The sequence below is a fragment of the Blautia caecimuris genome (genome assembly GCF_024622975.1).
Lineage (GTDB): Bacteria > Bacillota > Clostridia > Lachnospirales > Lachnospiraceae > Blautia_A > Blautia_A caecimuris.
The window spans coordinates 1-26,735 of sequence record NZ_JANJZT010000036.1 but is presented as its reverse complement, the minus strand read 5'-3'; the positions used below and the strand labels follow the sequence as shown (position 1 = coordinate 26,735).

General features: G+C 40.7%; 36 protein-coding genes and 1 pseudogene. 6 read left to right on the top strand and 31 right to left on the bottom strand.

Going from position 1 to position 26,735, the window contains the following annotated elements:
• Positions 1-333: 333 nt before the first annotated feature.
• From NSA57_RS16790 to NSA57_RS16775, 4 genes are all read left to right on the top strand, one after another.
• Positions 334-714, top strand: a complete 381-nt coding sequence (locus NSA57_RS16790) for a TnpV protein (protein ID WP_205839997.1) — start codon at positions 334-336, stop codon at positions 712-714.
• Positions 715-853: 139 nt separating this feature from the next.
• Entirely contained in the window at positions 854-1,417 is a 564-nt protein-coding gene (locus tag NSA57_RS16785) for a TetR/AcrR family transcriptional regulator (protein WP_154433079.1), read from the top strand.
• On the top strand, positions 1,417-2,133 hold the full coding sequence (locus tag NSA57_RS16780; protein WP_257465514.1) for a CPBP family intramembrane glutamic endopeptidase: 717 nt from the start codon (positions 1,417-1,419) through the stop codon (positions 2,131-2,133). Before NSA57_RS16785 ends, NSA57_RS16780 begins: the two co-directional genes overlap by 1 nt.
• 37 nt (positions 2,134-2,170) lie before the next feature.
• On the top strand, positions 2,171-2,344 hold the full coding sequence (locus tag NSA57_RS16775; protein ID WP_004612410.1) for a cysteine-rich KTR domain-containing protein: 174 nt from the start codon (positions 2,171-2,173) through the stop codon (positions 2,342-2,344).
• A 51-nt stretch (positions 2,345-2,395) separates the two neighbouring features.
• Here NSA57_RS16775 and NSA57_RS16770 read toward each other — a convergent pair whose 3' ends face one another.
• Both NSA57_RS16770 and NSA57_RS16765 read right to left on the bottom strand, forming a co-directional pair.
• Entirely contained in the window at positions 2,396-3,832 is a 1,437-nt protein-coding gene (locus NSA57_RS16770; RefSeq protein WP_257465513.1) for a MobA/MobL family protein, read from the bottom strand.
• A gap of 247 nt (positions 3,833-4,079) precedes the next feature.
• Positions 4,080-4,295 (bottom strand): helix-turn-helix domain-containing protein, encoded by a 216-nt coding sequence (locus NSA57_RS16765; RefSeq protein WP_004612412.1) that lies wholly within the window; start codon positions 4,293-4,295, stop codon positions 4,080-4,082.
• A 180-nt stretch (positions 4,296-4,475) separates the two neighbouring features.
• Between NSA57_RS16765 and NSA57_RS16760 the strand changes: the two genes are divergently transcribed.
• Both NSA57_RS16760 and NSA57_RS16755 read left to right on the top strand, forming a co-directional pair.
• The gene (locus NSA57_RS16760; RefSeq protein ID WP_257465512.1) at positions 4,476-5,162 is read left to right on the top strand and encodes a helix-turn-helix domain-containing protein; all 687 of its coding nucleotides are present in this window, start codon (positions 4,476-4,478) and stop codon (positions 5,160-5,162) included.
• Between the two features lie 87 nt (positions 5,163-5,249).
• Entirely contained in the window at positions 5,250-6,548 is a 1,299-nt protein-coding gene (locus NSA57_RS16755) for a tyrosine-type recombinase/integrase (RefSeq protein WP_257465511.1), read from the top strand.
• 125 nt (positions 6,549-6,673) lie between these two features.
• Here NSA57_RS16755 and NSA57_RS16750 read toward each other — a convergent pair whose 3' ends face one another.
• The 29 genes and pseudogenes from NSA57_RS16750 to NSA57_RS16610 form a co-directional block, all read right to left on the bottom strand.
• Entirely contained in the window at positions 6,674-7,105 is a 432-nt protein-coding gene (locus NSA57_RS16750; protein ID WP_177957967.1) for a VOC family protein, read from the bottom strand.
• A gap of 245 nt (positions 7,106-7,350) precedes the next feature.
• Positions 7,351-7,869, bottom strand: coding sequence for an HIT family protein (locus NSA57_RS16745; RefSeq protein ID WP_177957965.1), 519 nt, complete (start codon positions 7,867-7,869; stop codon positions 7,351-7,353).
• The gene (locus NSA57_RS16740; RefSeq protein ID WP_177957964.1) at positions 7,829-7,966 is read right to left on the bottom strand and encodes a hypothetical protein; all 138 of its coding nucleotides are present in this window, start codon (positions 7,964-7,966) and stop codon (positions 7,829-7,831) included. The genes NSA57_RS16745 and NSA57_RS16740 overlap by 41 nt, the downstream gene beginning before the upstream one ends.
• Before the next feature lie 253 nt (positions 7,967-8,219).
• The gene (locus NSA57_RS16735) at positions 8,220-10,544 is read right to left on the bottom strand and encodes an ABC transporter permease (protein WP_257465510.1); all 2,325 of its coding nucleotides are present in this window, start codon (positions 10,542-10,544) and stop codon (positions 8,220-8,222) included.
• Between the two features lie 98 nt (positions 10,545-10,642).
• Complete coding sequence (locus tag NSA57_RS16730; protein ID WP_257465509.1) at positions 10,643-11,308, bottom strand: ABC transporter ATP-binding protein; 666 nt, start codon at positions 11,306-11,308, stop codon at positions 10,643-10,645.
• 209 nt (positions 11,309-11,517) lie between these two features.
• On the bottom strand, positions 11,518-11,691 hold the full coding sequence (locus NSA57_RS16725) for a hypothetical protein (RefSeq protein WP_257465508.1): 174 nt from the start codon (positions 11,689-11,691) through the stop codon (positions 11,518-11,520).
• Positions 11,678-12,343: a CatA-like O-acetyltransferase gene (locus NSA57_RS16720; protein WP_257465507.1), complete on the bottom strand. Its 666-nt coding sequence runs from the start codon at positions 12,341-12,343 to the stop codon at positions 11,678-11,680. Before NSA57_RS16720 ends, NSA57_RS16725 begins: the two co-directional genes overlap by 14 nt.
• 76 nt (positions 12,344-12,419) lie before the next feature.
• Complete coding sequence (locus tag NSA57_RS16715; protein ID WP_257465506.1) at positions 12,420-12,839, bottom strand: nuclear transport factor 2 family protein; 420 nt, start codon at positions 12,837-12,839, stop codon at positions 12,420-12,422.
• Positions 12,840-12,865: 26 nt separating this feature from the next.
• Positions 12,866-13,897, bottom strand: coding sequence for a sensor histidine kinase (locus NSA57_RS16710; protein ID WP_257465505.1), 1,032 nt, complete (start codon positions 13,895-13,897; stop codon positions 12,866-12,868).
• On the bottom strand, positions 13,894-14,586 hold the full coding sequence (locus NSA57_RS16705) for a response regulator transcription factor (protein ID WP_257465515.1): 693 nt from the start codon (positions 14,584-14,586) through the stop codon (positions 13,894-13,896). Before NSA57_RS16705 ends, NSA57_RS16710 begins: the two co-directional genes overlap by 4 nt.
• A 340-nt stretch (positions 14,587-14,926) precedes the next feature.
• Positions 14,927-15,181, bottom strand: coding sequence for a helix-turn-helix domain-containing protein (locus tag NSA57_RS16700; protein ID WP_257465504.1), 255 nt, complete (start codon positions 15,179-15,181; stop codon positions 14,927-14,929).
• Positions 15,182-15,232: 51 nt separating this feature from the next.
• Entirely contained in the window at positions 15,233-15,652 is a 420-nt protein-coding gene (locus tag NSA57_RS16695) for a hypothetical protein (RefSeq protein ID WP_257465503.1), read from the bottom strand.
• Positions 15,653-15,972: 320 nt separating this feature from the next.
• Complete coding sequence (locus tag NSA57_RS16690; protein ID WP_257465501.1) at positions 15,973-16,749, bottom strand: sulfite exporter TauE/SafE family protein; 777 nt, start codon at positions 16,747-16,749, stop codon at positions 15,973-15,975.
• 1 nt (position 16,750) lies between these two features.
• Entirely contained in the window at positions 16,751-17,185 is a 435-nt protein-coding gene (locus NSA57_RS16685; protein WP_257465500.1) for a MarR family winged helix-turn-helix transcriptional regulator, read from the bottom strand.
• A gap of 302 nt (positions 17,186-17,487) precedes the next feature.
• On the bottom strand, positions 17,488-18,357 hold the full coding sequence (locus NSA57_RS16680; RefSeq protein ID WP_257465499.1) for an EamA family transporter: 870 nt from the start codon (positions 18,355-18,357) through the stop codon (positions 17,488-17,490).
• Between the two features lie 319 nt (positions 18,358-18,676).
• Positions 18,677-19,117: a DUF1810 domain-containing protein gene (locus NSA57_RS16675; RefSeq protein ID WP_257465498.1), complete on the bottom strand. Its 441-nt coding sequence runs from the start codon at positions 19,115-19,117 to the stop codon at positions 18,677-18,679.
• A gap of 67 nt (positions 19,118-19,184) precedes the next feature.
• Complete coding sequence (locus NSA57_RS16670) at positions 19,185-19,664, bottom strand: GNAT family N-acetyltransferase (protein WP_257465497.1); 480 nt, start codon at positions 19,662-19,664, stop codon at positions 19,185-19,187.
• Positions 19,665-19,700: 36 nt separating this feature from the next.
• Positions 19,701-20,030: a helix-turn-helix domain-containing protein gene (locus NSA57_RS16665; protein ID WP_257465496.1), complete on the bottom strand. Its 330-nt coding sequence runs from the start codon at positions 20,028-20,030 to the stop codon at positions 19,701-19,703.
• Positions 20,031-20,435: 405 nt separating this feature from the next.
• A complete protein-coding gene (locus tag NSA57_RS16660) occupies positions 20,436-22,190 on the bottom strand; it encodes a recombinase family protein (protein ID WP_257465495.1) in 1,755 nt (584 codons plus the stop codon).
• Positions 22,191-22,263: 73 nt separating this feature from the next.
• Entirely contained in the window at positions 22,264-22,410 is a 147-nt protein-coding gene (locus NSA57_RS16655; RefSeq protein WP_021424986.1) for an SHOCT domain-containing protein, read from the bottom strand.
• A gap of 368 nt (positions 22,411-22,778) precedes the next feature.
• On the bottom strand, positions 22,779-23,015 hold the full coding sequence (locus tag NSA57_RS16650; protein ID WP_032507263.1) for a helix-turn-helix domain-containing protein: 237 nt from the start codon (positions 23,013-23,015) through the stop codon (positions 22,779-22,781).
• A complete protein-coding gene (locus tag NSA57_RS16645) occupies positions 23,008-23,436 on the bottom strand; it encodes an RNA polymerase sigma factor (protein WP_032507262.1) in 429 nt (142 codons plus the stop codon). Before NSA57_RS16645 ends, NSA57_RS16650 begins: the two co-directional genes overlap by 8 nt.
• Positions 23,437-23,706: 270 nt before the next feature.
• Positions 23,707-23,928 (bottom strand): hypothetical protein, encoded by a 222-nt coding sequence (locus tag NSA57_RS16640; RefSeq protein ID WP_021401092.1) that lies wholly within the window; start codon positions 23,926-23,928, stop codon positions 23,707-23,709.
• Positions 23,929-23,959: 31 nt separating this feature from the next.
• Complete coding sequence (locus NSA57_RS16635) at positions 23,960-24,385, bottom strand: hypothetical protein (RefSeq protein WP_021401102.1); 426 nt, start codon at positions 24,383-24,385, stop codon at positions 23,960-23,962.
• A 58-nt stretch (positions 24,386-24,443) separates the two neighbouring features.
• Positions 24,444-24,839, bottom strand: coding sequence for a hypothetical protein (locus NSA57_RS16630; RefSeq protein ID WP_021400957.1), 396 nt, complete (start codon positions 24,837-24,839; stop codon positions 24,444-24,446).
• A gap of 78 nt (positions 24,840-24,917) precedes the next feature.
• The gene (locus NSA57_RS16625) at positions 24,918-25,334 is read right to left on the bottom strand and encodes a hypothetical protein (RefSeq protein WP_257465494.1); all 417 of its coding nucleotides are present in this window, start codon (positions 25,332-25,334) and stop codon (positions 24,918-24,920) included.
• Between the two features lie 2 nt (positions 25,335-25,336).
• Positions 25,337-25,534: a helix-turn-helix transcriptional regulator gene (locus tag NSA57_RS16620; protein ID WP_021401141.1), complete on the bottom strand. Its 198-nt coding sequence runs from the start codon at positions 25,532-25,534 to the stop codon at positions 25,337-25,339.
• 103 nt (positions 25,535-25,637) lie between these two features.
• Positions 25,638-26,531 (bottom strand): conjugal transfer protein, encoded by an 894-nt coding sequence (locus NSA57_RS16615; protein WP_257465493.1) that lies wholly within the window; start codon positions 26,529-26,531, stop codon positions 25,638-25,640.
• Positions 26,532-26,552: 21 nt separating this feature from the next.
• Positions 26,553-26,735 (bottom strand): annotated as a pseudogene (locus NSA57_RS16610) (hypothetical protein); the annotation flags it as partial.

The window sequence follows — 26,735 nt, the reverse complement described above, 5'->3', positions numbered from 1 at the left end:
AAACGAAGGGGCAGTTCACTGGAATGCCAAAACTGCTTTTTCGTTTACCCCATCATCGATTCTAACCTAAAGAATTTGAATAACACAATTTTATAGCCTCTTAGCAGAGGTTATAGTCTATCAATAAAATCCTCCAAAAGCCTTGAAAATAAAGGATTTATCGCAATGTGTTCGCCTTATCCCTTTATATGATTTCACACAAGTTTACTCTTTCCCTGACTGCTTATAAGGGCAAAATCAAGGGAAAGAAAATCCCATAACAAGATATAACAGAGTGTGGCAATCGGAGAACTGTGACATATGTGCGAATATATTATAGTGGAGGATTTTTTAATGAACAAGTATATTTATGATGAAAGCAATGGTCTTTGGTATGAACTGCAAAGAGATTATTATATCCCTTGCCTGACCTTACCAGCCGAAAAAGAAAACAAACCTATCGGTTTATGGGGGCAGCGACACAAACGATATTTACAGGAACATAAGAGGGCGTTTTACGCCACGCTACTCACAAGTGGCAAGTTGAATGCTTATCTTGCGGATGTCGATAAACAGGCGGAGAAACGCTTTGAAAGACTTGTAGAACAGATGAAGCAGGCACAGGGTATCACGGAACGCCTAAAGGCGAAAAATGCCTTAGAATGGGTTGGACAGATGAATAACATTCGGGCTTGTGCTATGGAGATTGTGGAGAGGGAAATTATATTCGCATAAGTAGACAAGGCGGCAGGGAGTAAATTCTCTGTCGCTTATTTTTACTATATTTTCGTTACAAAACTTGACAAAAATCTCTCCTCTTATTATAATTTATGTTATATAACAATAATTATAAAATGACAGAGAGGTGAAAAATATGCCACCAAAGGTGAAAATTACAAAAGAGATGATTATAGATGCAGCATTTGAGATAGCACGAAGTGAGGGAGCAGAAAATATCAATGCACGAGCTGTATCAAAAAAATTAGGCTGTTCCACTCAACCTGTTATGTATCATTTTAAAACAATAGAGGAATTGAAAAAAACTGTATATGTTAAGGCAGATGAGTATCATTCCGAATATATAACTAATATTCAGAGTGAAAATCCGATGAAAGATATTGGACTGAATTATATACGCTTTGCTGAAACAGAAAAAAATTTGTTTCGGTTTCTATTTCAAACAAATGAGTTTATAGGAAAAAATATTTCTGAGTTGATAAATTCTGAAGAATTACAGCCTATTATAGCTATACTGAGTAAAGAAGTAGAGGTCAATACAGAACAGGCGAAAACCATTTTCCGTTCATTATTCCTGATTGCACACGGATATGCAAGTATGTTTGCAAATAACGAAATGGCCTATGACGAACAGACGATTATATCTGATTTAGACTTGGTATTTGACGGAACAGTTTATTCATTAAAAGGAGGATTATAATGTATCGTTTATATAAGAAAAATGAATTAAATTTCTCATTGGTTTGGATTGTTTCCTATGTTGTTTTGTTTAGTGTTGCTGACAGCTTTTCTGCTTCGCTTGGCACTGAAAAAATAATTGCTGCACCCGTTGCTATAGTTTTTACATTGCTTCTTTTAGTTTTTGTGAGTAAACACAACTTAAAAGAAAAATACGGTCTGTGTTCTTTTAATGGAAGCCTTAGAAATTTCTTATATTTTACTCCGCTACTTCTAATTATGAGTATTAACCTATGGAATGGCGTTACGATGAAGCTGTCTGTTTTAGAAACTGTGTTATATATTTTAAGTATGCTCTGCGTTGGATTCATTGAAGAAATTATTTTTCGTGGATTTCTGTTCAAAGCATTATACAATGACAATGTAAAGTTGGCGATTGTTATCTCAAGTGTTACTTTTGGAATTGGACATATTATAAACTTACTGAACGGAAAAGATTTAATACCTACACTCTTACAAGTTTGTTATGCAATCGCAATAGGTTTTCTTTTTACAATTATTTTTTACAAAGGAAAGAGCCTTTTACCGTGTATTATTGCACATAGTTTTGTAAATTCTTCGAGCGTTTTTGCTGTTGAAAATTCTTCAATGAAGTTTCATATTATTTCAAGTGCAGTATTATGTATTATTAGCTTAAGTTACGCACTGTGGATATTGAAAAAAAACAAAACAATTTGATGAATATGAAAATAATGATAGGCGGTGATGATATTATATGCCAACTATTATTTCAGAATGGATATATTGCCCTGTATGCGGCAATAAAACCCGTACTATGATACGGGAAGATACGGAATTAAAAAACTTTCCTCTCTACTGTCCGAAATGTAAGCAGGAAACAATCATCAATGTTCAGGATATGAAAATTACACTTGCAGACAGTAAATAATTATGTATACCGCCGCTATGGATAACACCATACATGGCGGTTTTTGAATGCCTATCGGCTATCTCTGTCAAAGGATTTTTTACGCTGTCTTTGGGGCGGTTTCTGCTTATTGCGTTCCTGTATCTCACGCAGATGTTTTAACACGCTTTGCTTTTCGGGCGGTCTGTACTGTGCCTTAGCGGTGACTGTCGGTTTCCTGCTGACTTGACGTTCCCATTCGGCAAGGTCACGGTTATATTGTTCTACAACACTTTCCATTTCTCGGAAAGTACGCATAAACGCCTGCACATCGGGATAATCGTCCTCTTTCAGAATATCGGGCAGCTTATCCAGCTTAACGGAGATTTTCTTTTCCGTCTGCTGTATCTGCTCGGTAATCGTTTTACGCTCTTTGCCCTTGAAAATCCCTTTTGTATCGGCAAGCTGCGCTCTCAGTTTTGGAAGAATATCGTCTTGTAAATGACGGATTTCCTTTGCCCCCTCCTGCGCTTTTATCATCAGGCTTCGCATATGACGGAACTCTGCCATATCAATATCAAGTGTAGGCTTGGGCGGCATATCCTTTTCCCTGATAAGGCTTTGCAGAAAATCTTTTGCCTTTGCCACAATCCCACGGAACAGATTAGGTAGCCAGCCTTTGCTCTTGATTGACTGACTTGCTTTTTCGTGTATCTCGGTCTGCTTGATTTCTAATATCTTTGCTTCGGAAATACCCGATAACAACGCCATATCCGCTGTCCTGTTCCATTCCTGCCTTGCGGTGTTGTCCGCTTCAATCTCGCCGGCTTTGGGATTGTTCTTGCCGATTTTCTTGGTGGGAAGATAAACGCTGTTCTTATCAAATACCTTTAACTGCTGTTCGGGATCGGAGATATGCCGATTGATAAGGTCGGTGTAAATCTCCTTTACTTCCCGAAGAAAAGGCTCGCTTTTGAATTTATCATCTTTCACGGTAAAGAGGTGGCTTTCGTAAACCTCGCCCTTTTTTATGACGGTGCAGTCTTTTCGTATCTGTCCGTCCTCCCCCGTGATTTCTTTCTTGGTGCGTACCCTTTTGCCTGTTTCATCATAGAACACGCTGCGTGTGGCTCTCTTGATGTCAGGTTCAGGAAGCAGTTTTCTTTCGCTGAAGATAAGGTGGATATGATAGTTTGTTTTGCGTTTGTTGTGGTGGAGGGCTGACACGCACTCCACGCCATACCGCCTGCGGAACTCCTCCGTAAAATCTTCAAGGACTTCCTGCGGCTCATATCTTGTATAAATTTCGGGCAGAGCAATTATCAATTCCCTTGCTTCAATACATTTGCCCTCTGTTCCGCTTCGCTTAAATTCCTGCCGACTTTCCCTTGCAAGGTTACTCCAAAATTCATTGTCGGCGGTGCGGTAGGTGGCATAGAGATTTTCCTGTCTTGCGTGGCTTGTGATATAGGATATTCTTCCCTTGACATTGGGTAGCTTCGACATCTTTATAAATGAATGTCTTGCCATATACTCCTTCCTCCCGTGACGGGCATACTCTTTTTGCAACCGATAAATCGGTTGCCGCTGTCTCGGCGGCGTAAGCAGACGGACAGCGAAGAAAACAGCGGGCTGTTTTCTTCTGTATCATAGCGGCGGTGCTTTGTCCGAAGCTGTGATACAGTGCCCCCTGCAAGGGCGAAATACCCAGAGTACAAATCGAAGATTTGTGCGAGGGGTGTATTTCGCTCTCAAACGCCGAGGGCTTGGAGAATGCTTATTCTACTTTGCGGACATCGTTTTCATTGAGCAGGTTTCTTCCCTGATTGACGCTCATAAATCGCTCTAAAGTATCCCTGCGGATAATCGCTTTTCTGCCGACCTTGAGGACAGGCAACTTGCCCCAGTCTACCAACTTACGCATTGTATTTCTTCCGATACCCGTACATTCTGCTGCTTCTTCTATGGTTAAACCCATTTTGATGTTGCTCATTTTATTAACCTCCTTTCAAAATACGCATTTTGCAACTATGTATCTGTAATTGTACTTATTTTGCTATCTCTTGTCAACTCGTTTTGCAACTTATTAAGAAATGTTTTTGCCTATTATTAAATTTATAGTTGCAAAATAGGTTTTACTATGCTATACTATCAGCAATAGGAGGTGAAAACCTTGAAAAAAGAAATTACATTCACCGCAAAACAGGTCGGTGAACGAGTAAAAGAACGCCGAACAGAATTAAACTTAACAATGCCCGAACTTGGTAAGCGTGTCGGGGTAAACAAGTCTACCATTCAAAGATATGAAGCGGACGGAGTAGACCCGAAACGCACAATGATTATCAACGGGCTGGCAGAAGCACTCCTGACCACTCCCGAATGGCTGACAGGACTTTCCGAAGATAAGGAATATGGCAGCCGCACTTTATGTGCAAGGGATATGGAGGAACATATCAAAAAATATCTTGATACGGTTTCTTCCGTGGTAAAGGGAGAACCGCACCAACAACTGCTCACGACATTCCTCGGAAAGATGATTGACCTCTATACGGTCATGGCTTATCACTTTGCAGACGCTATGGCTGAGGTTGACCGTGTAGCGGGGGACGAAGGCTTAAAGCAGTCCTTACGCCGCTATGCGATTGAGTCAGGGGCGATTATGGAAAGGGTTTACCGTAAAGAAATGGAACTTCCTATCGAGGATATGAAACAGTTTTTAGACGGGATTTTACATATCTACGATGAGGGACGCACCGCTGTAAAGATGGGCGACCTGTTCGGGATAGCGACAGCAGCCGAAGAAAGGGTTGCTGAAAAAGAAAAATTCCGTGGCTCTTTGACAAGTGAAAACGATGACTGACACTCATCGGCATAAGTAACCTTATTACTTTACGCACACCATATGTCACAGTCCCGATTGCCACGGATAGAAAGGGGAAATTTATCTATGGCAAAAGGTTCTGTAAGAAAAAAAGGTAAAAAGTGGTACGCACGCTTCTATATCGAAGATGAAAGCGGCAGAAAAGCACAGAAAGAGTTTGTGGGAACAGAAAGCAAGTCTGAAACAGAAGCCCTGCTCAGAAAAGCAATCGCTGACTATGAGGAAAAGAAATTCGTTGCGAAGTCTGAAAACATCACGGTTGGTATGCTGCTCGATCTGTGGGTGGAGGAAGAACTGAAACCCGGCAGTCTCAGCAATGGAACGGTAATGTCCTATCAGGGAACGGTCAACCGTATCAAACAGCACCCGATAGGAAACCGAAAGCTGAAAACCGTAACCGCCGACCATTTACAGGCGTATATAGACTTTCTCAGCTTTGGCGGTACAAATCCTGACGGCACAACCGCAAAGGCACTCAGCAAAGGGTATCTCCGATTGTTTTCGGCAGTTTTACAAGGGGCGTTCCGTTTTGCGGTATTCCCGAAAAGGCTGATAACCTTTAACCCGATGCAGTATGTGGTATGGCGGGGAAAGAAAGAAGAATATGAACTGTTCTCGGACGAGGGTGGGGAAACAACTTCCACACCAACGCTCAGCTACGAACAGTATCAGAGGTTAGAGGACTTCCTGAAAAAGAAAAACAACCCTGCACTCCTTCCTATACAGATAGCCTATTATACAGGCTTGCGTATTGGAGAGGTCTGCGGTCTGACTTGGCAGGACATCAACCTTGAAGAACAATATTTGACAGTACGCCGCAGTATGCGTTACAACGGGGCAAGGCACAAAACAGAAATAGGGGCAACAAAGCGTAAAAAAATCCGCACCGTAGACTTCTGCGATACGCTTGCCGCAATCCTGAAATCTGCGAAAACAGAACAGCACAAAAACCGTTTCCGATATGGGGAACTGTACAGCCTTAATTACTATTTGGAGGTCAAAGAAAAAGACCGCACCTATTATGAGGTTTACAGTCTGCCGAGGCCGGAGGAAGTCCCAGAGGGGTACAAGGAATTATCCTTTGTCTGCCTTAGACCTGACGGGGCATTTGAAGCACCGAGTACGGTGGGGATTATGTGCAGGACAGCAAGAAAAAAGGTGGAGGGATTGGAGGACTTCCACTTCCATATGCTCAGGCACACCTATACAAGCAATCTGCTTTCAAACGGTGCAGCACCTAAAGATGTGCAGGAACTTCTCGGACACGCTGATGTCAGTACCACAATGAACATTTACGCTCACGCTACAAGGGAAGCGAAGCGTACTTCCGCAAGACTGCTGGATAAGGTAATCGGCGGAGAATAAAAAATTTCCCTTGTTTCGGCTCATAAGGGCAAAAACAAGGGAAAATACATAAGGTTTGAACATTTAATAGGCGATAAGCCTTGAAAATACAGGGTTTATAGAGGATTGAATAGATAAACTGGAAATTAAAATTGCAGCATACCTTTTTCATCGTACTTAAAATCAGGTCCCCACGCAACTTCCCAGTAATATCCATCCAGATCTGTAAAGTATGCGTGATAGCCTCCCCAAAATACATCCTGCGGTTTTTTTACAATTGTTCCTCCTGCAGTTCGAACCAATTCAATGATCTTATCAACGTCATCCTTATGTTCCACATTATATGTTAATGTAATACCACCAAATCCGTTTCCAATTTGTGGCGGATTATCCCCATTTATATCTTTTGCTAACAACTCCAGGGGAAACAATTCAAATTTTGTTCCCGGCGTATCGAAAAAGCATACATATGGATTGTCTTCCTGGCAATCCGTTTTATAACCTAAACCATCCCGGTAAAATTTTATTGCTTTCTCCATACTTCTTACGCCCAAACATATACAAGTTATTTTATTCATTAAAGTACCTCCCGCAAATTCCATTTTTATATGTTCTCTACTCTTCTTCCTGAATAGTAGGTCAGTTAAACTTATCGTTTTCTAAAATGCAGCCAATGAATTCCATCTTCATATCCAATTTTATAATAAAAGCCATCTCCGCCGCAATTATCAAAGTCTCTCACAATTAAATAAACTGAACCATATCTCATATTTATCCCTCACAACTCAGATTTAACTACTAATAATTCTATCTATCTTTTCTTTCAAATCAGCGGCAATTTCATCTGTGTATTGTCCCCTTTTTTAGGATTAGTCCATCCAAATCCATCGTCTTTTACTCTTGGAAATACATGAAGATGAAAATGTCCGAAATCACAGCATTCCCCACCATTTTGCATTATACTATACCCTAAATGCTTATAATCATTCTCAAAAACTTCCACAATTCTTCTTGCTGTCTCAATTACTTCGATCAGATATTCTTGTGGAACCTTGGTTATAGAATCTGTATGTATTTTTGGCACAACAAGTATATGTCCAGCTGAAATTGGATCTATATCCAGGAATGCTACTACCTTGTTTGTCTCATGGACAATCTTTGCTTTCGATTTATGTGCAATAATGTCACAAAAAACGCACTTCGCAAGTTCATTTTCACTTAATCTTTTATATTCTCTTCCCATTTCATTTGCCTCCACAAATGCTTTTCTCAATTCTTCAATAAGCGGACGCATACTGTCCTTATATTTTTCCAGATTTAAGAAATTTTTCAAAATCACCATACAACTCACCTGATTCCACTGACGCAGCTTCAAGTTCTAAAAGAAATTTATATGCCGCTGTATGATTCTTGTCTTGTAGTTTACCAATCATATTCATGGAGTTTCCCTCCTGCAACTTCAAATCTGTCATTGTTCTTCATTGTACCATATAACCATGAATTTTCCCACCTGTTTCGCATATGGCTGTCCCTCAAAAATGTTCGCCTTGTAACCATTCTTCTGCGATGCCCAGCGGGTATGGATTCCTTCTCCGCGGCTAGAGTACGGCAGAAAGGGCGATATCATTCCTGTCTTTCATTTATTCAGTTATTATTGGGACGACGAGTGCCGTCCCACCGGTATAAACAAATTTATTCCATTGTTTTGATACGGTCTACAAGCGATTGCTTTTTACAGTAACGGATTGCCAAAAGGGAATATCCCATAGCAACAGCAAAAAGTGCGACGAAAAAAATAATTATCTGAACAATCGGAAATGTATAGTGCAACTTTCCAAAAACGCCAATTTGATCGAACAGCAAGCACAGACAGTATCCCGAAACAGTCCCAACGGTCAAAGTAATTATCATTGTTCCAAAAACATAGTAAAGGCTTTCTATTTGCAACATCTTTGCAAGCTGTTTTCCGGTTAGACCGATAGATTGAAGTACCCCAAACTCCTGCTGCCTTGATATTAAATTTGTCATAAGTGTATTGATAAGATTTATAATACCAAATAGCCCGATAAATATGACAAGACCATAAATCGGTGCTGTATATGCCTTCAGACTTTTTTGTGCAAATGCCAGGACATCGGTATAACTCTCAATTACCAAATCCTGCTTCCCACTTAGCGTATCAAATACAAACTGCTCTGCCAGAGGAAGCTCCTGTAAATCTGTTCTGATGGAAAGCTGTGTATTGAAATTAGTTACTTTACTGCGTAACACTTTTATCAGATCCGTTGGTAAAAAAAACAAATTACCATTATACTCATTTCCAAAGTCCACAGTTCCGGCTATTGTAAAGGTAATCTTTTCTCCCATATCAGATAAAATTTCTATCTGATCGCCCAGCTTCAAATCGTATCCGTAAAATTTGGCAAGATTATTCTCGTTATCATCTACTAAAATACCATATCCCTCTACCAGAGTATTATAGTCCATTGTTCCGCTCAAAAGGCATGAATTATGATTAGCTATCTGTTCCCGGGATAATGCACCGATCATTTCATCCATGCTGCTCTCGGTACCAGCATTTCCGGGCAGAAAAATAGCAGCATATACGCCTTGTACCTCTTTTATTTCTGTAATTTCTTTACACTTTAGCAGTTCATTGACAAGTTCATCAGATAAAGGATTGTTCTCTTGCAAATGTGTCATCGATGTAACACGAGAAATTTGCTGCGTGCTATTATCATTCGGAGATAATGAAATGGTGATTTCTTTTTCACCGAACATCTGCCGTGCAATTTTATTTTCATCCACAGAGCAAAAATATGTTGCCCCACACATCAAGAGTATTCCGGTAAATCCAAGAGAAATTAAAGTCATAACAACCTTTTTGCGGTTCCTCATAAAATTGAGTTTTGCCAAATTCATAGGGGAAAGATTGCGTACCAGTTTTTTTGTTGTCATTTCTTTTGCTGTGTCTGTTGTAGTAGTAATCCGAATTGCCTCTATAGGGGAAACCGAAGCCGCAATTTTTACGGGTTTGTTAATAGATATCATAACTGCAAGCTCAGTAATTACTGTTACCCCCAGTATGCCCATGATACTGTTGGGCCAGTACCAGCCTTTGGGAACAAGGGCATATCCAAGTACACATCCGAGTACACATCCGGCAGGAATGGACAGAAGTGAAAGTTTTCGGCTTTCTTTCCATATCATTTTTTTGATTTGCTTTTTTGTCATGCCGATTACCTGAAAACGTCCATATTCTTTAATTTTTCCTATAACTGAGATATAGAACAGGCTATAAATTACCATTGAGCAGGCTATAACAATCAAAACGCTTATGGCCAGCACAATGAGCATATCTCTCGATGAATTATCAGCAGTATCAAAATACGAGGAACTAAATGCTATCTGATTTTCTTCTATCCCATAGTTGCCAAGGCAACTACAGATAGTTGTTTTTAACTCCTCATGGCTGAAATGTTCACTTGCCATAATGCGAAAAATACCCACATACGGGATAGATCCTGCATAGTAGGATTTTAAAAACGCATCAGACACCAGAATTTGATAGTTTCGGTTACTGCCATCATCATTGATGATACCGCAAACAATATATTCTGTCTCGCCATTTTTTAATGGCAATACGATTTTCTCATTTAAGGACACACTATACCCGGTATGTTCCAGAAATGAAGAAGAAACCGCAACCTCATTTTCTGTTTCTGGCAGCCGCCCATTCATCTCAATGGAACGGAGATATAAGTCGTTGCTATCCCGATAGTTGATATTCAGAGTATAATCCTCAATACGAAAACTGTCTAAAGCAACTTCCATACCTGCCATTTCAATATTTGCATCATTAGATAGGATTGTTACCATTTGCGGATCAATTCCAATTACTGCCGCCTGATAACGTCCCTGCAAAAATGTTTTCGCTTCATAAGATTTACCAAATGTATATAATGCAAGCGTTGTCATAAGACAGGCGGCAAGGGCAATCGTCACGATGATAAACACATTACGCCGTTTGTCCGCCTGAATACTCCTGTTCGCCAGCTTCTTGACAATGGTGCTGGTATCATTTTCAAAAGGCCATGTCATAGTCTACCACCTCCTTATTCCACAATCTTGCCGTCCTCAATGCGGACAATCCGATCTGCAAGGCGGGCAATGTCGTTATTGTGAGTAATCATGACAACGGTCTGGCGGAACTCCGCGCTGGTACGCTTGATAAGCCCTAGCACCTCGGCGCTGGTCTTGCTGTCAAGGTTGCCGGTCGGCTCGTCGGCCAGCACAATAGCCGGTTTGGTTATCAGGGCGCGGGCAATCGCCACACGCTGCTGCTGGCCGCCGGAAAGATTATTCGGCATATTTTTCAGTTTATTTTCCAGCCCCAGAAGGTGAACGATCTCGTCTAAAAACTTCTGATCCACCGTGTCCCCGTCCAGCTCCACCGGCAGGACGATGTTCTCATACACATTCAGGATCGGAACAAGGTTATAGTTCTGGAAGATAAAGCCGATGTTGCGGCGGCGGAAAATGGTAAGCTGTTCGTCGTTCTTCTTTGCCAGTTCTTCGCCCCGGACGATCACGGTTCCACTGGTGGGGGCGTCCAGTCCACCCATCATGTGAAGCAGGGTGGATTTGCCGCTGCCGGAGGTTCCCACAACGGCCACAAATTCGCCGTCCTCCACAGAGAAGTTTACGCCATCAAGGGCGCGGGTAAAGTTCGGCTCTGTGCCGTAATACTTTTTCAGATCAATCGTCTGTAAAACGCTCATACTCAAAACTCCTTTCAAGGCTTTCTGCCTGTTGATAAGGTCATTGTAAAACCCAAATGTCCGCGAAATGTTACAGCGGCCAAAAAATTTCATTGAAAATCGGGGTGAAATGTTACAACGCTCGGACATTTCAAAAAAATTTACGGCGGGCAGCCGGGAATGGCCGTCCGCCGCGTTCTATTTTACTGAAATTGAAAAACAATAACGCTTCATAGCAAGCTGCCTTTCAGCCCCTTTTTGAAAACTAATACGGCTCTTTCTGTTCCCCAAAATGACATTGTGACAAGCTGATAGCTTTTCTTTTCCATTTCTTCTATTTTTGCATTGATTTTCTCTGTTACATTTTCAACGGTAATTTCTTCGACTAATTCAGTCCAATACATCTTTATTACCTCCTTCAAGTGTATTTATCAGTTCTTGTACCTCATTAAAAAATCTACACAAATGAAACCCATCTGCTACAGCATGATGAATGTTCATAGTAAGCGGCATCATGTACCTGCCATGTGACATTTCATATTTTCCCCAGGTAATGACTGGTGCAAGAAATTTACCCTCATCAAAAACATGAACATCAAAGTGGCTATATTTTACCCATGGTAAACAGGATACATCAAAAAAGTTCAAGGGCTGGTTTTCCACAAAAGCACGATCCGATTCATGTTTTTCTTTGTCAACCATGAAACGCTCAGAAAATTCAAATATATCATCAGAAAATTCCGTGACTAATTTTGTGAAGTTTTCATCTTCTTTATGAAATTCTGTATATGACGGACTAATAAAATTCCATTTTATTAGATCACCAGTATCGTTCCAGCTATATTTGAACTCATCATGTGTATTAACAACTTTTGATACAATCCATATCATAGACGGATAAAATTTTAGATTATTTCTCTTTGAAAATTCAATCAGATTTGTCACATCAATCTCCACGGTTAAGCTCATAACAATACGCATATTTTCAATGTAGCTCTTAAATAGCTTTCCTCTGCTCCACTCATTCAAATCAATTTTTGTATAGCTCATTTCCATATTCATTCTCCTTTTCATTTTTGAACTTTTTTAGAAAACACAAGCCTCTCCGAATTGTATAGAACTTCATACACTTCTAAAACCAATTCGCCTTTTGATTTCTAAATTGAGGGATGTCGCTTTCTTGATAGGGATTATAAGTATTGCGGTTACACCCAAACTCTTTTAATGCTTTTATTTTATTGTCCTCTGTCCATTCAACCAAAGAAATGCCGTCAAATTCCTCTATATCCCCATTGTTCATTTTATTTTTGAAATACCATTCTACAATCGTTTGATTTTCTTTATGAAAGAATTGCTTGATTTCCCAAACTACCACCTTTCCACGGGTATTCCACTCCTGAAACCAATGCTTTACTGTTTTACGATTGCTATACTGGGGACACCAACTTTCTGTATAGAGGACATCTTCTGTAAAAATATCATCAATGCCCATATCTTTCTGATAAAGCCACATATCAAACCACAGGCGGATCGTTTTTTCTCGTTCATTCATAATAGAAACACCTCGCTCGTTTACTTTTATTTTGCCGGTAGCATAATGGAAAATTCCGAACCCTGTCCCAGCTCCGAAACCACTTTGATATAGCCGCCCTGCCGTGTTACGATCTCGCGGGCCAAATACAGGCCAATGCCCACGCCCTGCTGGTCGTGTACTTCTTCCTCCCGGTAGAAGCGTCGGAAGATAGCAGCCTGATTGCTTTCGGAAATGCCTTTGCCGGTGTCGCCCACTTTGATTTCCACATACATTTCCCACGGTATCACGGACACCGAAATGTTCCCGCCTGCTGGGGTATACTTCACCGCATTATCCAGCAGGTTAAAGAGTGCTTCGGATGTCCACTTGCTGTCATGGGAGAGGTTCAGATCTTCCGGGCAGTTCACGGACACGACGATTTCTTTTTTCTCTGCCGCATACACGATCCCACTCATGGCCTGCGCCACGGTATCAAAGAGGCGGCCTGGTTTCTTATCCAACTGGATCACGCCCGTTTCCAGCCGTGAGGTTTTCACAAGAGCCTGAAAGAGAAAGTCCAACTTATCCGTCTGGGTGCGGATTCCCCGGATAAAGTCGGTGCGTTCCGCCTCGGTCATAGGCTTTTCCAGCAGGGTGTCCGTTGCCATTTTCAGATTGCTTACCGGCGTTTTTACCTGATGGGAAATATCCGATACAAGGGTCTGCAACTCCTGCCGTTCCTCGTCTACCCGGCGGCGGTTCTCCTGCATAATCTGATAGAGTCTTGCCAGCCGATGGCCGATTCTGGCGAGCTGGGTTTCGCTGTCCTCCGGGCGTTTTGGTGCTTTATTCCCGGCAATCATGTGGTCTAAAGTCTGGCACAGGTCAGCGGTAAACTGCGACAGCCGCTTTCCAAACGCCTGCGTCAGTACAAAAATCCCCACAAGGGCGCACAGCAGCAGCGCCCCGCCCGTCAGCAGTACCGCCATCTGTTTTGTCGCAAGAAACAGGACTATGGTGATCCCGGACATGGAGAGGACAAGCCCCAGTGCCACCCGACCAAACAGCCGCTTTACCGAGAGGTTCTTAAACTTCATTTTGCCTCGCCTCCCGTCCATTGATAGCCCATGCCGTAAACCGTCTTGATGTAGGGTGCGCCGCCGTCGGATTCAATCTTGCTGCGAATCCGGCTGATGGAGGTTGTCAGTGTGTGTTCATCCACAAACTTCTCGTCTATATCCCACAGCTTTTCCAAAAGCTGCCCACGGGTCAGCACTTGCCGGGGATTTTTACGGAACAGGTTCAGCATTTTGTACTCCATCGGGGATAGGGTCAGGGGCTTTCCGTTCAGGGAAGCCGTCTGCTCCGAGAAGTCCAGAAACAGCCGCCCGTCGTCGTAAATATCCTTGGCCGGTTTGTGGTGTTCCAGCATGGCGAACATGGCTTTGATTTTCCGCTGCAAGGCCCCGATCACAAAGGGCTTTGTGATGTAGTCCACTGCGCCCACTTCATAGCCCCGTATCTGGTCGCTCTCCTGATCGTTGGCGGTCAGGAAAATCACAATGGTGTCCGGGTGCTGGGGCTTTATCAGCTTGCACAGCTCAAAACCGTTCCCGTCCGGCAGGTTGATGTCCAGCAGCACCAGATCAAATTCCCGCTGGCGGATGGCTTCGGCTGCGGTTCTGGAATTTAGGGCAGAAGTCACGCCGTAACCGTCCGCAGTCAGATTATAGGCTAACATCTTATTCAAAAAACTGTCGTCCTCGACAATTAAAATCTGCTTCATATCCTCACTTCCTTTGCTTTTTGCAGATAGTATAACAGGCAAATGTCCGTGAAATGTTACAACAGGAAAATTTCCTCTTTTTCTATGTTAACTCTGATAGAGAGTATATCCAAGTTATATTTCTAAAAAACGCAGAGATAACTCCATAAAACTATCTCTGTCTCTATTCCCACCCCACAAACCGATATCCGCTGCCAACCACAGTCTCTATATGCCACCCCCGATCTTCCTTCTAATGCTACCCATCACATTTACTACTGCAGCCTGACACTTATCTTCCGGCTTCTTCCAGACCGCTTCGTAGATTGCGGATTGGGAAAGAACCCAGGATGGGTGTGTTTCAAAGACCCTCCGTTTCCTCTTTCGCTACCCTCTCCGTTTCCTCCAACGGAAAATTTGGTATCTCCTCCAGCAGCTTCAATGCTATCTTCTGTTTCAAATCCTCATCCACATAAATTCTCACACTTCCATCCGGCTGCTTCTCTTTCACTGTGGACAGCTCCCTTGATCGTCTCATAATCCAGTAAATTCCGCCGATTGTCCATAGCTCCGTACCTCCGGCTAATTGATTTCTTACAGCATACCATATCTTCATGAAAAAAAAGCACCCGCCAGTCATTATCAATACTGACAGATGCCCTCATCCTTAATACACCTCATCAAAATATCCAATGAATATGGTCATCCGCAACAGCCCGTCCTTAATTGAAAACGTTACATTCTCCGCCCGTTCTGCAATTTCTTTTAGCAGCGTCAGTGCCTCCCTGTCACAGAACTCAAAATGTGACTGATACAAATCTATGGTCGCCTGCCATTTCTGGTAATCTACCTCGCCCCGGATTCTTCCTCCGAATTGCCTCACATATGCATCGCACTCCCCAAGCAGATATTCGTAATCCGCTTTTTCTTTGGGAACCACACGCTTTGGGATTTTATTCATTTCCTCTTGATACCTCTGAAAGAATCCAACTTCCATTAATGTATCCAGAAAGTCCTTTCCCTCTGACTTATCACTTCGTTCCCGGAATTCCTCTCCGTAGTCTTTTTCATATATTTCGTTTTCCATGATTCGCACCCTTTCCTGTAGAATAATTTACCACTACGGGTAGGATGTTACCATAGATTTCTTATTATTCGTTGTCATGAAAGATAACTTTATTGGTCTATATTAATAAGTTTGTTTGTCATCATGTGGATATTTCGGTCCCGTTTGCACCGTGTACCACTTTTTACTTTTGCCCTCGTGAGATGTGCAAATCAGGCAGACAAAATTAAAAAGTTCCCCGTGCCTGGAATTTTCATCTCAAGCATCGGGGAAACACTCACTGGAAGTTGCATTATCTGCTCTGGGAGCTACCCAGTCATTTTAAGAATAACAGGTATTTTTTAGGTGAGCGCCGAAAACAAAAGCACTACTGCTCCTAATATGACAAGAATAATTCCCGTCGCCCTGTTTAAAGTTTTTGGCTCTGCCTTATTTGCAAATACAGCAGCAACCCTCGCCCAAAAGAGAGTAAATACTATACAGGAGATCCAAACAAGCAGATCCGGCCTGCCACCTATGGCGAAGTGAGAAACCGCTCCCGTAAGCGCCGTGAAGGTCATGATAAAAACACTGGTTCCTACAGCGGTTTTCAACTCATATCCAAGAACAGATGTTAGTATTAAAAGCATCATCATACCGCCGCCCGCTCCGACAAATCCACAGATAAATCCAATCAGAACACCACAGAAAATGGATTGAATAGCCCTTTTCTTTGCAGAGACATCCATCATAGCCTCTTTTGTTGTCATAACCGGCTTCACAATAAATTTTATACCCAGCAACAAAGTCATAAACACAGAAACATTCCCCATTGCTGTAGATGGGACTAAACTAGAAACATAACTTCCCACCACGGTAAATACCAGTACGCTTGCCATCATGATCAAGCCATTTTTGATATCAAGGTTTTTGTTTTTTCCATATGTATAAGCGGATATGGCGCTTGCAAGCACATCAGAGGAAAGGGCAATTCCCACCGCCATATATGGCTCGATGCCAAGAAATGTAATCAGCATGGGACTGATGACGGCGGCCGCGCTCATTCCGGCAAAACCAGTTCCCAAGCCGGCGCCCATACCCGCAAAAAAAGTTACAATAGTTGTTATCAGTAACTCCACGTCAATCGCCTCCATCCAAAATTTTATCCAGATTTTTACCCATCAGATCCATTACCTCAAAAAAGCTCTTTTTTGCTTCTTCGTCCGTATTCTCAAACAGCAGCTCAAAAAAAGATTCCTGTACCATTCTCCCTTTATAGATAACCGACTGTGCCTTATCTGTGCATATCAAATGCGTTTTTCTTCTGTCACCTTTTACCGTTTCACGTTTCAGATATCCCTCCTGCACTAGTTTTTCAACATTCACAGAAACCAGGTTCGCCTTAATTTTTCTGACTTCAACGATATCACTTGCCGTTTTATATTCCGGATTATTCGCAAGAAACATCAAAATATCAAATGCCGTCTGAGGCAGACCAAGCTCCTGACATAATGGCTTACATTTCTTACTATAGGCCAGCGAAACTTTCAGAGCAAAATCTATGCTCGCATTCAACGCAAACACCTCCTTGATTATTCTATTTTTAAATAGTTCATTTTTGAAATAATCATACTAAACTTCTCTCTTCATGTCAAGGGAATATTATGCGTGTCTTTTATTCTGTGTTTTTACTTGAAACCAGGTAACAGAGATTTTATCAAAAGAAACAGCCTGGAATCATGCGGCTTTTATTTTACCACATAAATCCAGGCTGTTTATCCCGTAAAATCTTTATCGTTTTCAGATCCCTTCCCCATGCCAAAACTCGTTCGGCACACTCTGGAATACTTCATGCTTCGGTTTTTCCAAGACAAATGCTACGCCCAAACGGCCATTACCATTGTTCCTGATACCATTAGCAATAGACCAATGAATGCTTTTTTGCTGAGTTTTTCATGAAAGACTACATATGAAAAAGCTATCGAAACCAAAATACTCATCTTATCAATCGGAACAACAACGCTGACAATTCCGTTTTGAATAGCATAGTAATAGCACAGCCATGATGCTCCTGTTGCCAATCCCGATAAAGCTATAAATAAGAGTTCTTTTTTATCAACTGCTTTTAACTCACTTTGCTTACCTTTCGCAAATACAATTCCCCACGCCATAACCAAAACGATGCCTGTCCTGATAGCGGTTCCAAGGTTAGATTCAACGCCAGTAATTCCAACTTTTGCGAGGATCGAAGTCAATGCGGCAAACACAGCGGAGGCGACAGCATAAGGAAGCCAGGTTCGTCTGATTTCAGTATTTCCGGCAGACTTCTTCTCAATCATCAGGAATACCCCTGTCGCCAGCAGCACTGTACCGGTAAGCTTTGCAGGCAGATGGTTTGTTTCACCCAAAAGAACAATCGCCAGAAGAATACTCAATATAGTGCCTGATTTGTCGATAGGTACAATCTTATTTACATCCCCCATAGACAATGCTTTAAAGTAACATATCCATGATGCCGCCGTAGCCATACCGGACAGCACAAGAAAAATCAATGATTTCGTTTCTATCTGGGTAATCGAATTTGCAGATCCCACGATGAACACCATGATCCACGAAAATATCAAAACGACGATCGTTCGCAAAGCCGTGGCTACATCAGAGTCCGTTTTCTTGATTCCACACTTTGCCAGAATAGCCGTCAAACCTGCGAAAAGAGCAGATAAAACTGCCATTACAAGCCATAACATATTTCAGTTCACCTCATAAACTTTAGTTTATTTTAACTCGTATCGCCAGTATAGCATAGTGTAAAGACTTTTTCCAGCAGTTCTCTTTATTATAACAAGCCATTCTATCCCGAACTTTCTCAAGCAAAAATCCCCCATTCTCGCCCCAATGCACCCTATCGTTTTTTGAGCATGGGTAATCGTTAAAAATGCACCCTCAACGCCCAAAGGGTGCATTGTATCAATTTGTGGTACGCAAGCCAGTGAGACGATACGCCAATAATCATCAATACATAATAGGTTTATTTACTAAAAAAGCCTGGAACCATGCGGTTTCTATTTACCACATAGTTCCAAGCTTTTTGTCCTGTAAAATTTCTATTGTTTTCTGGTCCATTTCTCCCTGAAAGAATTTGTCCAGCACCTTCTGAAATACTTCACACTCCGGTTTTGCCAAGGCAAATAAAGTCATGGAGGATTTCAGTTTCAGATCATCTGGCCATCCCATCACAGCGGTTGCGTCATCGGAATCCACATCCAGTAATGCCTGCGAGATTTCAATGAGATTACTGCTAAGTGTGTAATCTTCCATATATGCTTTCGCTTCATCCATATCCTTGATTGCATAATACTGGGCAGTCTCACTGTAGCCAAGTCCCGCAATCTGTGGAAAGATAAACCACATCCAATGGCTCCTCTTCTGCCCGGACTTTATCTCCTGCAGAGCGGTCCGGTAATAAGTTTGCTGCGCAATCAGAAATCGTTCTAAATCGTTGTTCATTCTCTATTCCACCTCCCGGTCTGTTATCTAAAACTCCATTCAACTCTGTATTCAAAAAGAAGCTGTATCACTTAGCAAGTTCTGAAAGCGTGGCACCAGTAATACGGTACACGGTCCAATCAGACATTGGTTCTGCGCCAAGGGACAAATAAAAGTCAATACTCGGCTTATTCCAATCCAGGCACCACCATTCCAATCGTCCACAGCCACGCTCAACTGCAATTGCTGCCAGCTTCTTTAATATGGCTTTACCATATCCTTTTCCCCTATACTCTGGCCGTACAAATAAGTCTTCTAAATAGATCCCGGCTCTGCCAAGAAATGTGGAAAAGTTATGGAAGAAAAGAGCAAACCCGATTTCTTTGCCATCTGCAACCGCAAAAATAACCTCCGCTTTTTCTCTGTCAAAAATCCACTCTTCCAGTGTTTTCTCATCAGCAACAACCTCATCCAGCATTTTTTCATAGGCTGCCAGCTCTTTAATAAAACTTAGGATTAATGAAGTATCTTTTCTTTCTGCATATCTAAAGTTAAGTTTTTCACTCATTATTGAATCACCTCACACCGACCTTAAAATATTGCATTAGCTCAGGAAATCCTCTACAAGAGTATATGACAACAGCTTAAGCAAACGCTGCGGTACCGGATTTTTCCCGTATTCCCAATCTTCCAGTGTTCTCATTTTTATCTCATACTGCTCACAGAACTGCGGACGGAGCATTCCCAAATATTCCCGAATATCTCTAATGCCCATATGAGCAGCATCGTATATAAACCGCAGCAACAGCACAATGTTATCATCTGGTGTTTTCTTTAGTTCCATATCATCCTCACGGCGTTCTATGAATACATCCACGTTCTCACAACTTTTTGCCTCATCATACAATTCAGAAAACAGCCCAAATTTCATCATCTAACCTCCTTGCAAACTCTTCCGTTTACGCTTACAAAATACCACGTCCAATGTGGAATGTCAAGTCATTTCCCACGTCAAACGTGGTTTCTGAATTCTCCATTAGCAGTGATGATGTCAAATCAAAAACAGCCAGGGTAACAGACGCTCCTACTGATACCCTGACTGTACATTTTTTATCTGTATGCTTTAGCAAAACACTAAACCTTTTAGCGAAACTCAAACATTTTAGCGAAACCCATACAATTTAGCGAAACTCCATTTCAGCAAATTATCTTTGAACCCCACCCCAGAAAACAAGCCGTCTTACCAAACATATTTCACGAGAAATACAGCAACATTTTCTCTTTGAATCGGCTCAAACCTTTGATTTACTGGGCTTTTTTCGTCAGCAGAGCGACTGTCTCAACATGTGTCGTTACTACTATTGGAACACATTCCATCAACCTCGTTACTGTCATGTGAACACAATTCAGCAGTTCTATGTCGTCCTCTTGCATTTTTTCTTTGTGGTTTAAATTTAGCACCATCTACGCTGTTCTTCAAGCCTGTTTTATACACGAATGTCAACTGTGCAGGGTCTACATTTCCATTTTCATCAAGTCCACCTACAATTACTTTTTCAACAATGCTTTCAAACACATATCGGTCAAATTTATCAAGGACTTCATTCTGCTCCAAAGTTTTCTTAAACTCTTTCAGACGTTTTTTGATGTCCTTTTCATTATCAGAAGTTTCTTGTAATTTTTTTCTTTCTTCAATAAGCTGTTCTTGTTTGCTTACTAAATCAGCATATTTGTTTTCGTAGGTTTCCTTATCAATAATTTCTTCCAGACGCATATCCACAAGTTTACTCTTTTTCTTCTCTAATGCGTCTATCTCTTTTTCTGCTTTATCAAGTTGTTTTGACACCACACTACTACTAAGAGTATCTTCCATTCTCTGCAAAAATTCTTCCAGAACATCTTTATTATCACCACATAATAAGCGATAACTTTCTACAAATGCTTCTTCAATAGCTGTTTCTGGAATACCTTTGCTATGCTTACAGAATTTTTTCCCTTTCTTCGTAGCTGTTACACATTGCCATATAACCTTGCTGTATTGCGAACTGCTGTGCCAGTTACGTCTTGTTAAAGTACCGCCACAAAAACCACATTCTAGCAAGCAACTGAAAGCATATTTCCTACTATATTTCTCTCTTTTTGTATTACCCTCTCCAATCTTTCCTCTATTTACATTTCTTCTGGCAAGAATTTCTTGTGCTTTTTCAAAAACCTCTTCACTAATAATCGGTTCGTGATGATTGCGAATATAAAATTTATCTTCTTCTCCGAAGTTCTCTAATCTTCGCTTTGAAATCGGGTCAACAGTGAATGTTTTTCCTAGCAATAAATCGCCCTTATATTTCTCGTTCTTAATAATGCCAAGAACCGTTGACTGCACCCATGTAGAACTCCCATATTTTGTTTTATATCCTAAATTTTCAAGTTCATGTGCAATAACAGAACCGCCAGCACCCTCAATATATCGATTAAAAATATAACGAACTATTTCCGCTTCTTCTTCATTCACTGTAATTGTCTTTGTGTCTTTGTGATAATCATATCCTAGACAACCTTGAAAGCCAACCAACTCTCCCCGTTTCATTTTCATTTTCAAACCTTTTTTAACATTTGCAGAGATATTTTCAACTTCCTGCTGTGCTACAGAACTAAGTACAACTAAGAGCAACTCACCGTCCATAGTTAAAGTATTGATTTTTTCATCTTCAAAATAGACTGCTATATTACGCTCCTTTAACATACGAACATATTTTAAAGTGTCCAGTGTATTCCTTGCAAATCTTGAAATAGATTTTGTAATAACCATATCTATTCCTCCATTCATGCAATCATTTATCATACGCTGAAAATCTTCTCGTTTCGTTACCTGCGTACCTGTGATTGCTTCATCTGCATATATATCTGCAAGTACCCACTCTTTATTCTTTTTAATCAAATCTGTATAATAAGCCACTTGTGATTTATAGCTGTTAAGCTGGTCTGCACTATCTGTACTAACTCTGCAATATGCACCAACACGCATAAGTTCAATCGTTTTTCCTCTTGTACGAGTTTGCAAGTCGTTCCTTGCTTTGATTACTTCTACTTCTTTCACATAACCACTTCCTTTAATATTTGCATTTTGTGTTCCTATTGTATTATTATTATACAATTTTCAAATATACAATTCAAGCGGTTATGTCTGAAACAATTTTATAATCTCGCATAAGTTTTGATTTTACTAAAGCATATTCTTTCTCAGAAATCATTTTACGGGCAAGAAGTTGGTTCAACATGGCAATTTGCATACTATATCGAATTAGTCTTTTCTCCATATAAAAACCCCCTTGCTTGTAAATCCCAAGCAGACAGACGGCTTTGGAAAAGCTCCACTGGCATTTCAGCCATTCCCATTCTTGTGGGCAGAACCGCACCATGCGGGCGTATCATTATCCTGTGAATACAGGTCATGGCGGGACGACTTTTCCAAAGGTCGCTCTCGGATCACTGCATGGGTCGCTCGCTTTCTTTGGAAAAGGTCATGGCGTACAGTCCCCGTGGCTCGCTGTATCACAAACGTATCTGTCTGCTTTATTCAGTTGTCAAAGAACAGTGGCGAAAGCCTACACAGGCTCTCATGTGTAAAAGCAGAGGGCAGGACAGGAAAGGGAGAGTTTAACAAATCATGCCCTGCCTGTATCTGCTATTTGTTTGGTTCGTCTATCTCAAATTCACAAATCATCTTCAAGAGAGCTTCTCTGATACGTCCCTTGAGTTCCATATCCACAACAATGCAGACATTTCCATATTCGTCGTAGAATGGACGCAGACAGCATTTCGATATGTACGGTTCGTAAAACTCTAGTAGTTTTTCAATCGCACCTGCATTGCCGTCAACAGCATTTGAGATAAGATAAAATGACGGGTGTGCTTTATTCATTCTGCGTTTTCTCCTTTAACTTTTTTCTGATAGTATCAAGTGATTTTCTTCTGGAACGATACGATGAAGTACGGTCAATATTAAACTCTTTTCCGATTTCTGTATCGCTCATACCCAAGAAGAAATACATCAACACAATATCTCTTTCTCTTTCTGGCAGACCTTTGAGGGCTTGTGCAAGTTCATCATCAAGCACACGGATTTCGATACCGCATACATGAAAAGCGGTATAATCTCCCTCGTATTCATCCCAGACGGACAATTTTTCAATGACGATTTCGGGAAGTTCGCAAAATGAAATTTCTCTTTTTCTACGTCGTCCCAGCTCTTTGCGGTAGTTTCGGACTACTCCTCTGACCACTCGCTTGAGCTTGCAGTCAAACTGACACTGTATCGTCTTTTGGAAGTCTGACGGTTTCATCAATCACACCCCCTTTCCGTTATGACGTGAAAAGTGCTTATCCCCCTTTCCGCACCATATCTGTACGGTGAGGTGTGATTTGTTGCGTGGTTTGAAAAAATAGTAAAACTTTTTCTCTGGAACTAAAAAAGCCCGCACAAACAGATACTTTGTACGAGCTAAGTCAATGCCATATTCAATTGTTCGTGTGCTATTAAATAAGGCTTGAAGATAATATAGAATATTAAATCTGCCCCATTCGTCAAGTCCCTTTATAACACCATGACTTTGTTAAATCGTCTTTTTTGTAATCGTATAGATATATTCCTCTGGTGTAGGCGTTTTGTTTCCAAAGTATCGCTTGAAGTTCGCCTGCACTTCTGGGTCGGTACTATTCATAGCTTCATTAACCATCGCTTCAATATTTGCCCGAACATCAGCTACTGACATACCCCCAGCCTTTGCACCTGCTTTCAATGCTTTTTTTATATCTCGTTTTTTTAGTCCTATCATAATTATTCCTCATATCAAGTTACAATACGTTTTAAAATGTTCTTTCAAAATGTCTATATAGAATAATTCCTAAAAAAGTTTGCAGTAAGAATAAACCAAAAACAATTCCTATAACCCACGCTTCTACATGAAGTAACGCAAGTACAAAGGCAACAAACAAGTACACGAAAGTCATTAACTGATACACTAAAGAACCTGCTTTCATTCTTAAAAATATTTTTCTTTCATCAACACTATTGATATGATTTTCTCTATCTATACTCTCCAATTTTTCTTTATTATTTGGCATTTCATAATAACAAATTTTTAATAATTGAACACATGAAGCAGACGCTAAACCGACTCCTATTGCTAAAAAAAGTGTAGAGTAATAGTCAGTATCAATAATGAAATATCCAAAGCATATAAGAACTATACCTAGAATAATCTCAATGATAAACGGTAATTTTTTCTTCATTTAATTTATCCTCCTCTATATAACTAAATAACTAAAGTTTTATCTATTTACCCTCATTTCACATTTTTTTCTCAATCATATTGCTGACTATAATCAAAATAATCGGTTGCACTGCGATAATTACTCCAGTAATAATTGCTGGAATTAAATAATCTAAGCAAATAAATATAATGGTTGATAAACCTAATAATGTGGTATTAACCATATTTGTCACATTTCCTGCCTTTTCTTTAATTGAAATATTACGTTCATCCATAACATTTATTTTATAATCTGTATCTCTTTTCATCATTTTGTTATGGAAAAGCTGTGTATGGGAAATGGAAAATATCGCCGTAAAGAGTAACGCTAATCCAATGTCTACCATTTTAGGAAAATCAGTTAAGAAAATAATTAAGACCAAAATAATTGAAATTACATAACCCAAATACCAAATCATATTTTTTTCTTTCATTTTAACATCCTCCTCGTAAATACAAATATCTTGCAATTTTAAAAGCCAGTGAGACAGACTGATTATACTTGCTAGAAATTACATGGTCTTGTGTAAATGCCAAAGACGTATAATAAATACGATTTGTCCAATTGTAAATGCTCCAATAATAGTGAAACAAGGAACTACTGTCATATATCCGGTAAATATTAAAGCAAAAAGGGCTACAGAAATCGTGACATTCATTGCTTTGAACCCACTTGCCATAGTTGCATTACCAAGTGCGATATTTCTCTCATCATTTTCTTCAATTTGCATTTCTTTAGTTTTCTTGCCAAATAAATCGCAGGCACCAGATACAATCAATGAAATTCCAATGAGGGATGTACCTACTACGATTAAGTCAGGACGTGGAACAGGTATTATGTCATTTACTCCCAAACCGTATGTTAGTAATCCTCCCAGCCAAATAAACATTCCAGCAATTATCATTAAAATCAATGAACCTTTTTTCATAATCAATCCTCCTCATAAATAAATATTTCTTCTATGCTCATATCAAAATATCTTGCAATCTTAAAGGCTAATATAATGGAAGGATTGTAGCGACCATTTTCTAAAGAGCCTATTGTTTGACGAGATACTTCAAGAGCAGTAGCTAAATCTTCTTGTTTAATACCTCTTTGTTTTCGTAATTCTTCTAAACGATTTTTCACAACATACCTCTTTCTCAACTGTATGGAAAGTTTGCTTTCCTTTTTCTAATTCTATGATACTACCACAAACGGCAAATGTCAAGCAAACTTTCCATGCAAATATTTATCCTAAAATCTTCCAATTGCTATCCTTATGAAGTGTCAGCTCATACTGTGATATCTGCATTGCTTTTGTCTGATTATCAATGAATTTCACCGCAATGCTTACTTTCACATTATCGCCGTCAGCCATAAATACAGGATTGACAAGCTCGGAATAGAGGTAGTCCCCATTTATCGGTTCGAGGGCATTCCCCTCTACATAGTAGGCAAGCTCCTTATCCGTTGCGGTAGGGTACAGCTTGAAGAATGTTTCCAGAAACGCCGTAGCGTCATTCACAGTATCAGCATCCACGCTGTTGTCGGCTTCCTGTGCCTTTGGTTCGTAGCTAGATTTTTCCATAGCTGGGGCAAGGGTCGGGTTCTGGATAATCACCATATCCCCGTCAGAGTCCACATGGACTTTTACAGTATAGGTTTCTGATACGTCCCTTGTCTGGTCGCCCTCTTTTATCTGCTGATCTACTTCGTAGGCAACCGTAAAAGCGTTCTCCCCAGACTGTTCCACGTCCCAGATAAGTACGTCCGTGACCGTTGAGCTGGTCGGTATATCCGTCCTTACCGTATCAACATTCAATTCCTGCAATTCCTGTGTCAGATAGGCACTGATAGCCTGTGTCCTTGCTTCGATTGCTTCTTTATTGTTGCTCCATGTGTAATAGGACTTCGCAAAGTTCTTGACGAAATTTTCTATGCCGTTGGTGTCATTCAAGCGGAGCTGTATGGTTTCTGTCTCATGGGTGGTGTGCTGGTCGATAGCCGTGAAATCCTTATAGACACCAAAGCTCACGCTTGCGATAAGCACCACCCAGAGGGCAATGATGGACTTCTTATGTGTCCCCACTTTCATCGTGCGGATTTTCTTTTCCTTTATCGGTTTTTCTTTCTTCTTAAACATGATATTTCCATTCCTTTCTTTCTATTGCTTAATTCTGCCAGCCCCGATAAGGTGCTGTTGCCAGTAGCTGTTGTTCAAATCAGCGTAGCCTATCGGGTCGCCAGCGTGATACATCTGATTATTTCCTACATAGTAGAGTAGGAAAGCACCGCCTTTCCTTATTTCTAGGGTAGGTTTGTGCAGTCCTCTCCCCGAACCGTGCTT

Coding starts and splice junctions, on each gene's coding strand:
- NSA57_RS16640 (WP_021401092.1), bottom strand. CDS start 23,928: ATGATAGGACTAAAAAAACGAGATATAAAAAAAGCATTGAAAGCAGGT.
- NSA57_RS16785 (WP_154433079.1), top strand. CDS start 854: ATGCCACCAAAGGTGAAAATTACAAAAGAGATGATTATAGATGCAGCA.
- NSA57_RS16680 (WP_257465499.1), bottom strand. CDS start 18,357: ATGTTATGGCTTGTAATGGCAGTTTTATCTGCTCTTTTCGCAGGTTTG.
- NSA57_RS16775 (WP_004612410.1), top strand. CDS start 2,171: ATGCCAACTATTATTTCAGAATGGATATATTGCCCTGTATGCGGCAAT.
- NSA57_RS16750 (WP_177957967.1), bottom strand. CDS start 7,105: ATGAATAAAATAACTTGTATATGTTTGGGCGTAAGAAGTATGGAGAAA.
- NSA57_RS16675 (WP_257465498.1), bottom strand. CDS start 19,117: ATGAACAACGATTTAGAACGATTTCTGATTGCGCAGCAAACTTATTAC.
- NSA57_RS16710 (WP_257465505.1), bottom strand. CDS start 13,897: ATGAAGTTTAAGAACCTCTCGGTAAAGCGGCTGTTTGGTCGGGTGGCA.
- NSA57_RS16770 (WP_257465513.1), bottom strand. CDS start 3,832: ATGGCAAGACATTCATTTATAAAGATGTCGAAGCTACCCAATGTCAAG.
- NSA57_RS16635 (WP_021401102.1), bottom strand. CDS start 24,385: ATGAAGAAAAAATTACCGTTTATCATTGAGATTATTCTAGGTATAGTT.
- NSA57_RS16725 (WP_257465508.1), bottom strand. CDS start 11,691: ATGTATTGGACTGAATTAGTCGAAGAAATTACCGTTGAAAATGTAACA.
- NSA57_RS16715 (WP_257465506.1), bottom strand. CDS start 12,839: ATGAATGAACGAGAAAAAACGATCCGCCTGTGGTTTGATATGTGGCTT.
- NSA57_RS16670 (WP_257465497.1), bottom strand. CDS start 19,664: ATGAGTGAAAAACTTAACTTTAGATATGCAGAAAGAAAAGATACTTCA.
- NSA57_RS16695 (WP_257465503.1), bottom strand. CDS start 15,652: ATGGAAAACGAAATATATGAAAAAGACTACGGAGAGGAATTCCGGGAA.
- NSA57_RS16730 (WP_257465509.1), bottom strand. CDS start 11,308: ATGAGCGTTTTACAGACGATTGATCTGAAAAAGTATTACGGCACAGAG.
- NSA57_RS16765 (WP_004612412.1), bottom strand. CDS start 4,295: ATGAGCAACATCAAAATGGGTTTAACCATAGAAGAAGCAGCAGAATGT.
- NSA57_RS16755 (WP_257465511.1), top strand. CDS start 5,250: ATGGCAAAAGGTTCTGTAAGAAAAAAAGGTAAAAAGTGGTACGCACGC.
- NSA57_RS16630 (WP_021400957.1), bottom strand. CDS start 24,839: ATGAAAGAAAAAAATATGATTTGGTATTTGGGTTATGTAATTTCAATT.
- NSA57_RS16645 (WP_032507262.1), bottom strand. CDS start 23,436: ATGAAACCGTCAGACTTCCAAAAGACGATACAGTGTCAGTTTGACTGC.
- NSA57_RS16625 (WP_257465494.1), bottom strand. CDS start 25,334: ATGAAAAAAGGTTCATTGATTTTAATGATAATTGCTGGAATGTTTATT.
- NSA57_RS16745 (WP_177957965.1), bottom strand. CDS start 7,869: ATGGTGATTTTGAAAAATTTCTTAAATCTGGAAAAATATAAGGACAGT.
- NSA57_RS16740 (WP_177957964.1), bottom strand. CDS start 7,966: ATGAATATGATTGGTAAACTACAAGACAAGAATCATACAGCGGCATAT.
- NSA57_RS16615 (WP_257465493.1), bottom strand. CDS start 26,531: ATGTTTAAGAAGAAAGAAAAACCGATAAAGGAAAAGAAAATCCGCACG.
- NSA57_RS16665 (WP_257465496.1), bottom strand. CDS start 20,030: ATGATGAAATTTGGGCTGTTTTCTGAATTGTATGATGAGGCAAAAAGT.
- NSA57_RS16705 (WP_257465515.1), bottom strand. CDS start 14,586: ATGAAGCAGATTTTAATTGTCGAGGACGACAGTTTTTTGAATAAGATG.
- NSA57_RS16720 (WP_257465507.1), bottom strand. CDS start 12,343: ATGGAAATGAGCTATACAAAAATTGATTTGAATGAGTGGAGCAGAGGA.
- NSA57_RS16700 (WP_257465504.1), bottom strand. CDS start 15,181: ATGAAGATATGGTATGCTGTAAGAAATCAATTAGCCGGAGGTACGGAG.
- NSA57_RS16790 (WP_205839997.1), top strand. CDS start 334: ATGAACAAGTATATTTATGATGAAAGCAATGGTCTTTGGTATGAACTG.
- NSA57_RS16655 (WP_021424986.1), bottom strand. CDS start 22,410: ATGGAGAAAAGACTAATTCGATATAGTATGCAAATTGCCATGTTGAAC.
- NSA57_RS16650 (WP_032507263.1), bottom strand. CDS start 23,015: ATGAATAAAGCACACCCGTCATTTTATCTTATCTCAAATGCTGTTGAC.
- NSA57_RS16780 (WP_257465514.1), top strand. CDS start 1,417: ATGTATCGTTTATATAAGAAAAATGAATTAAATTTCTCATTGGTTTGG.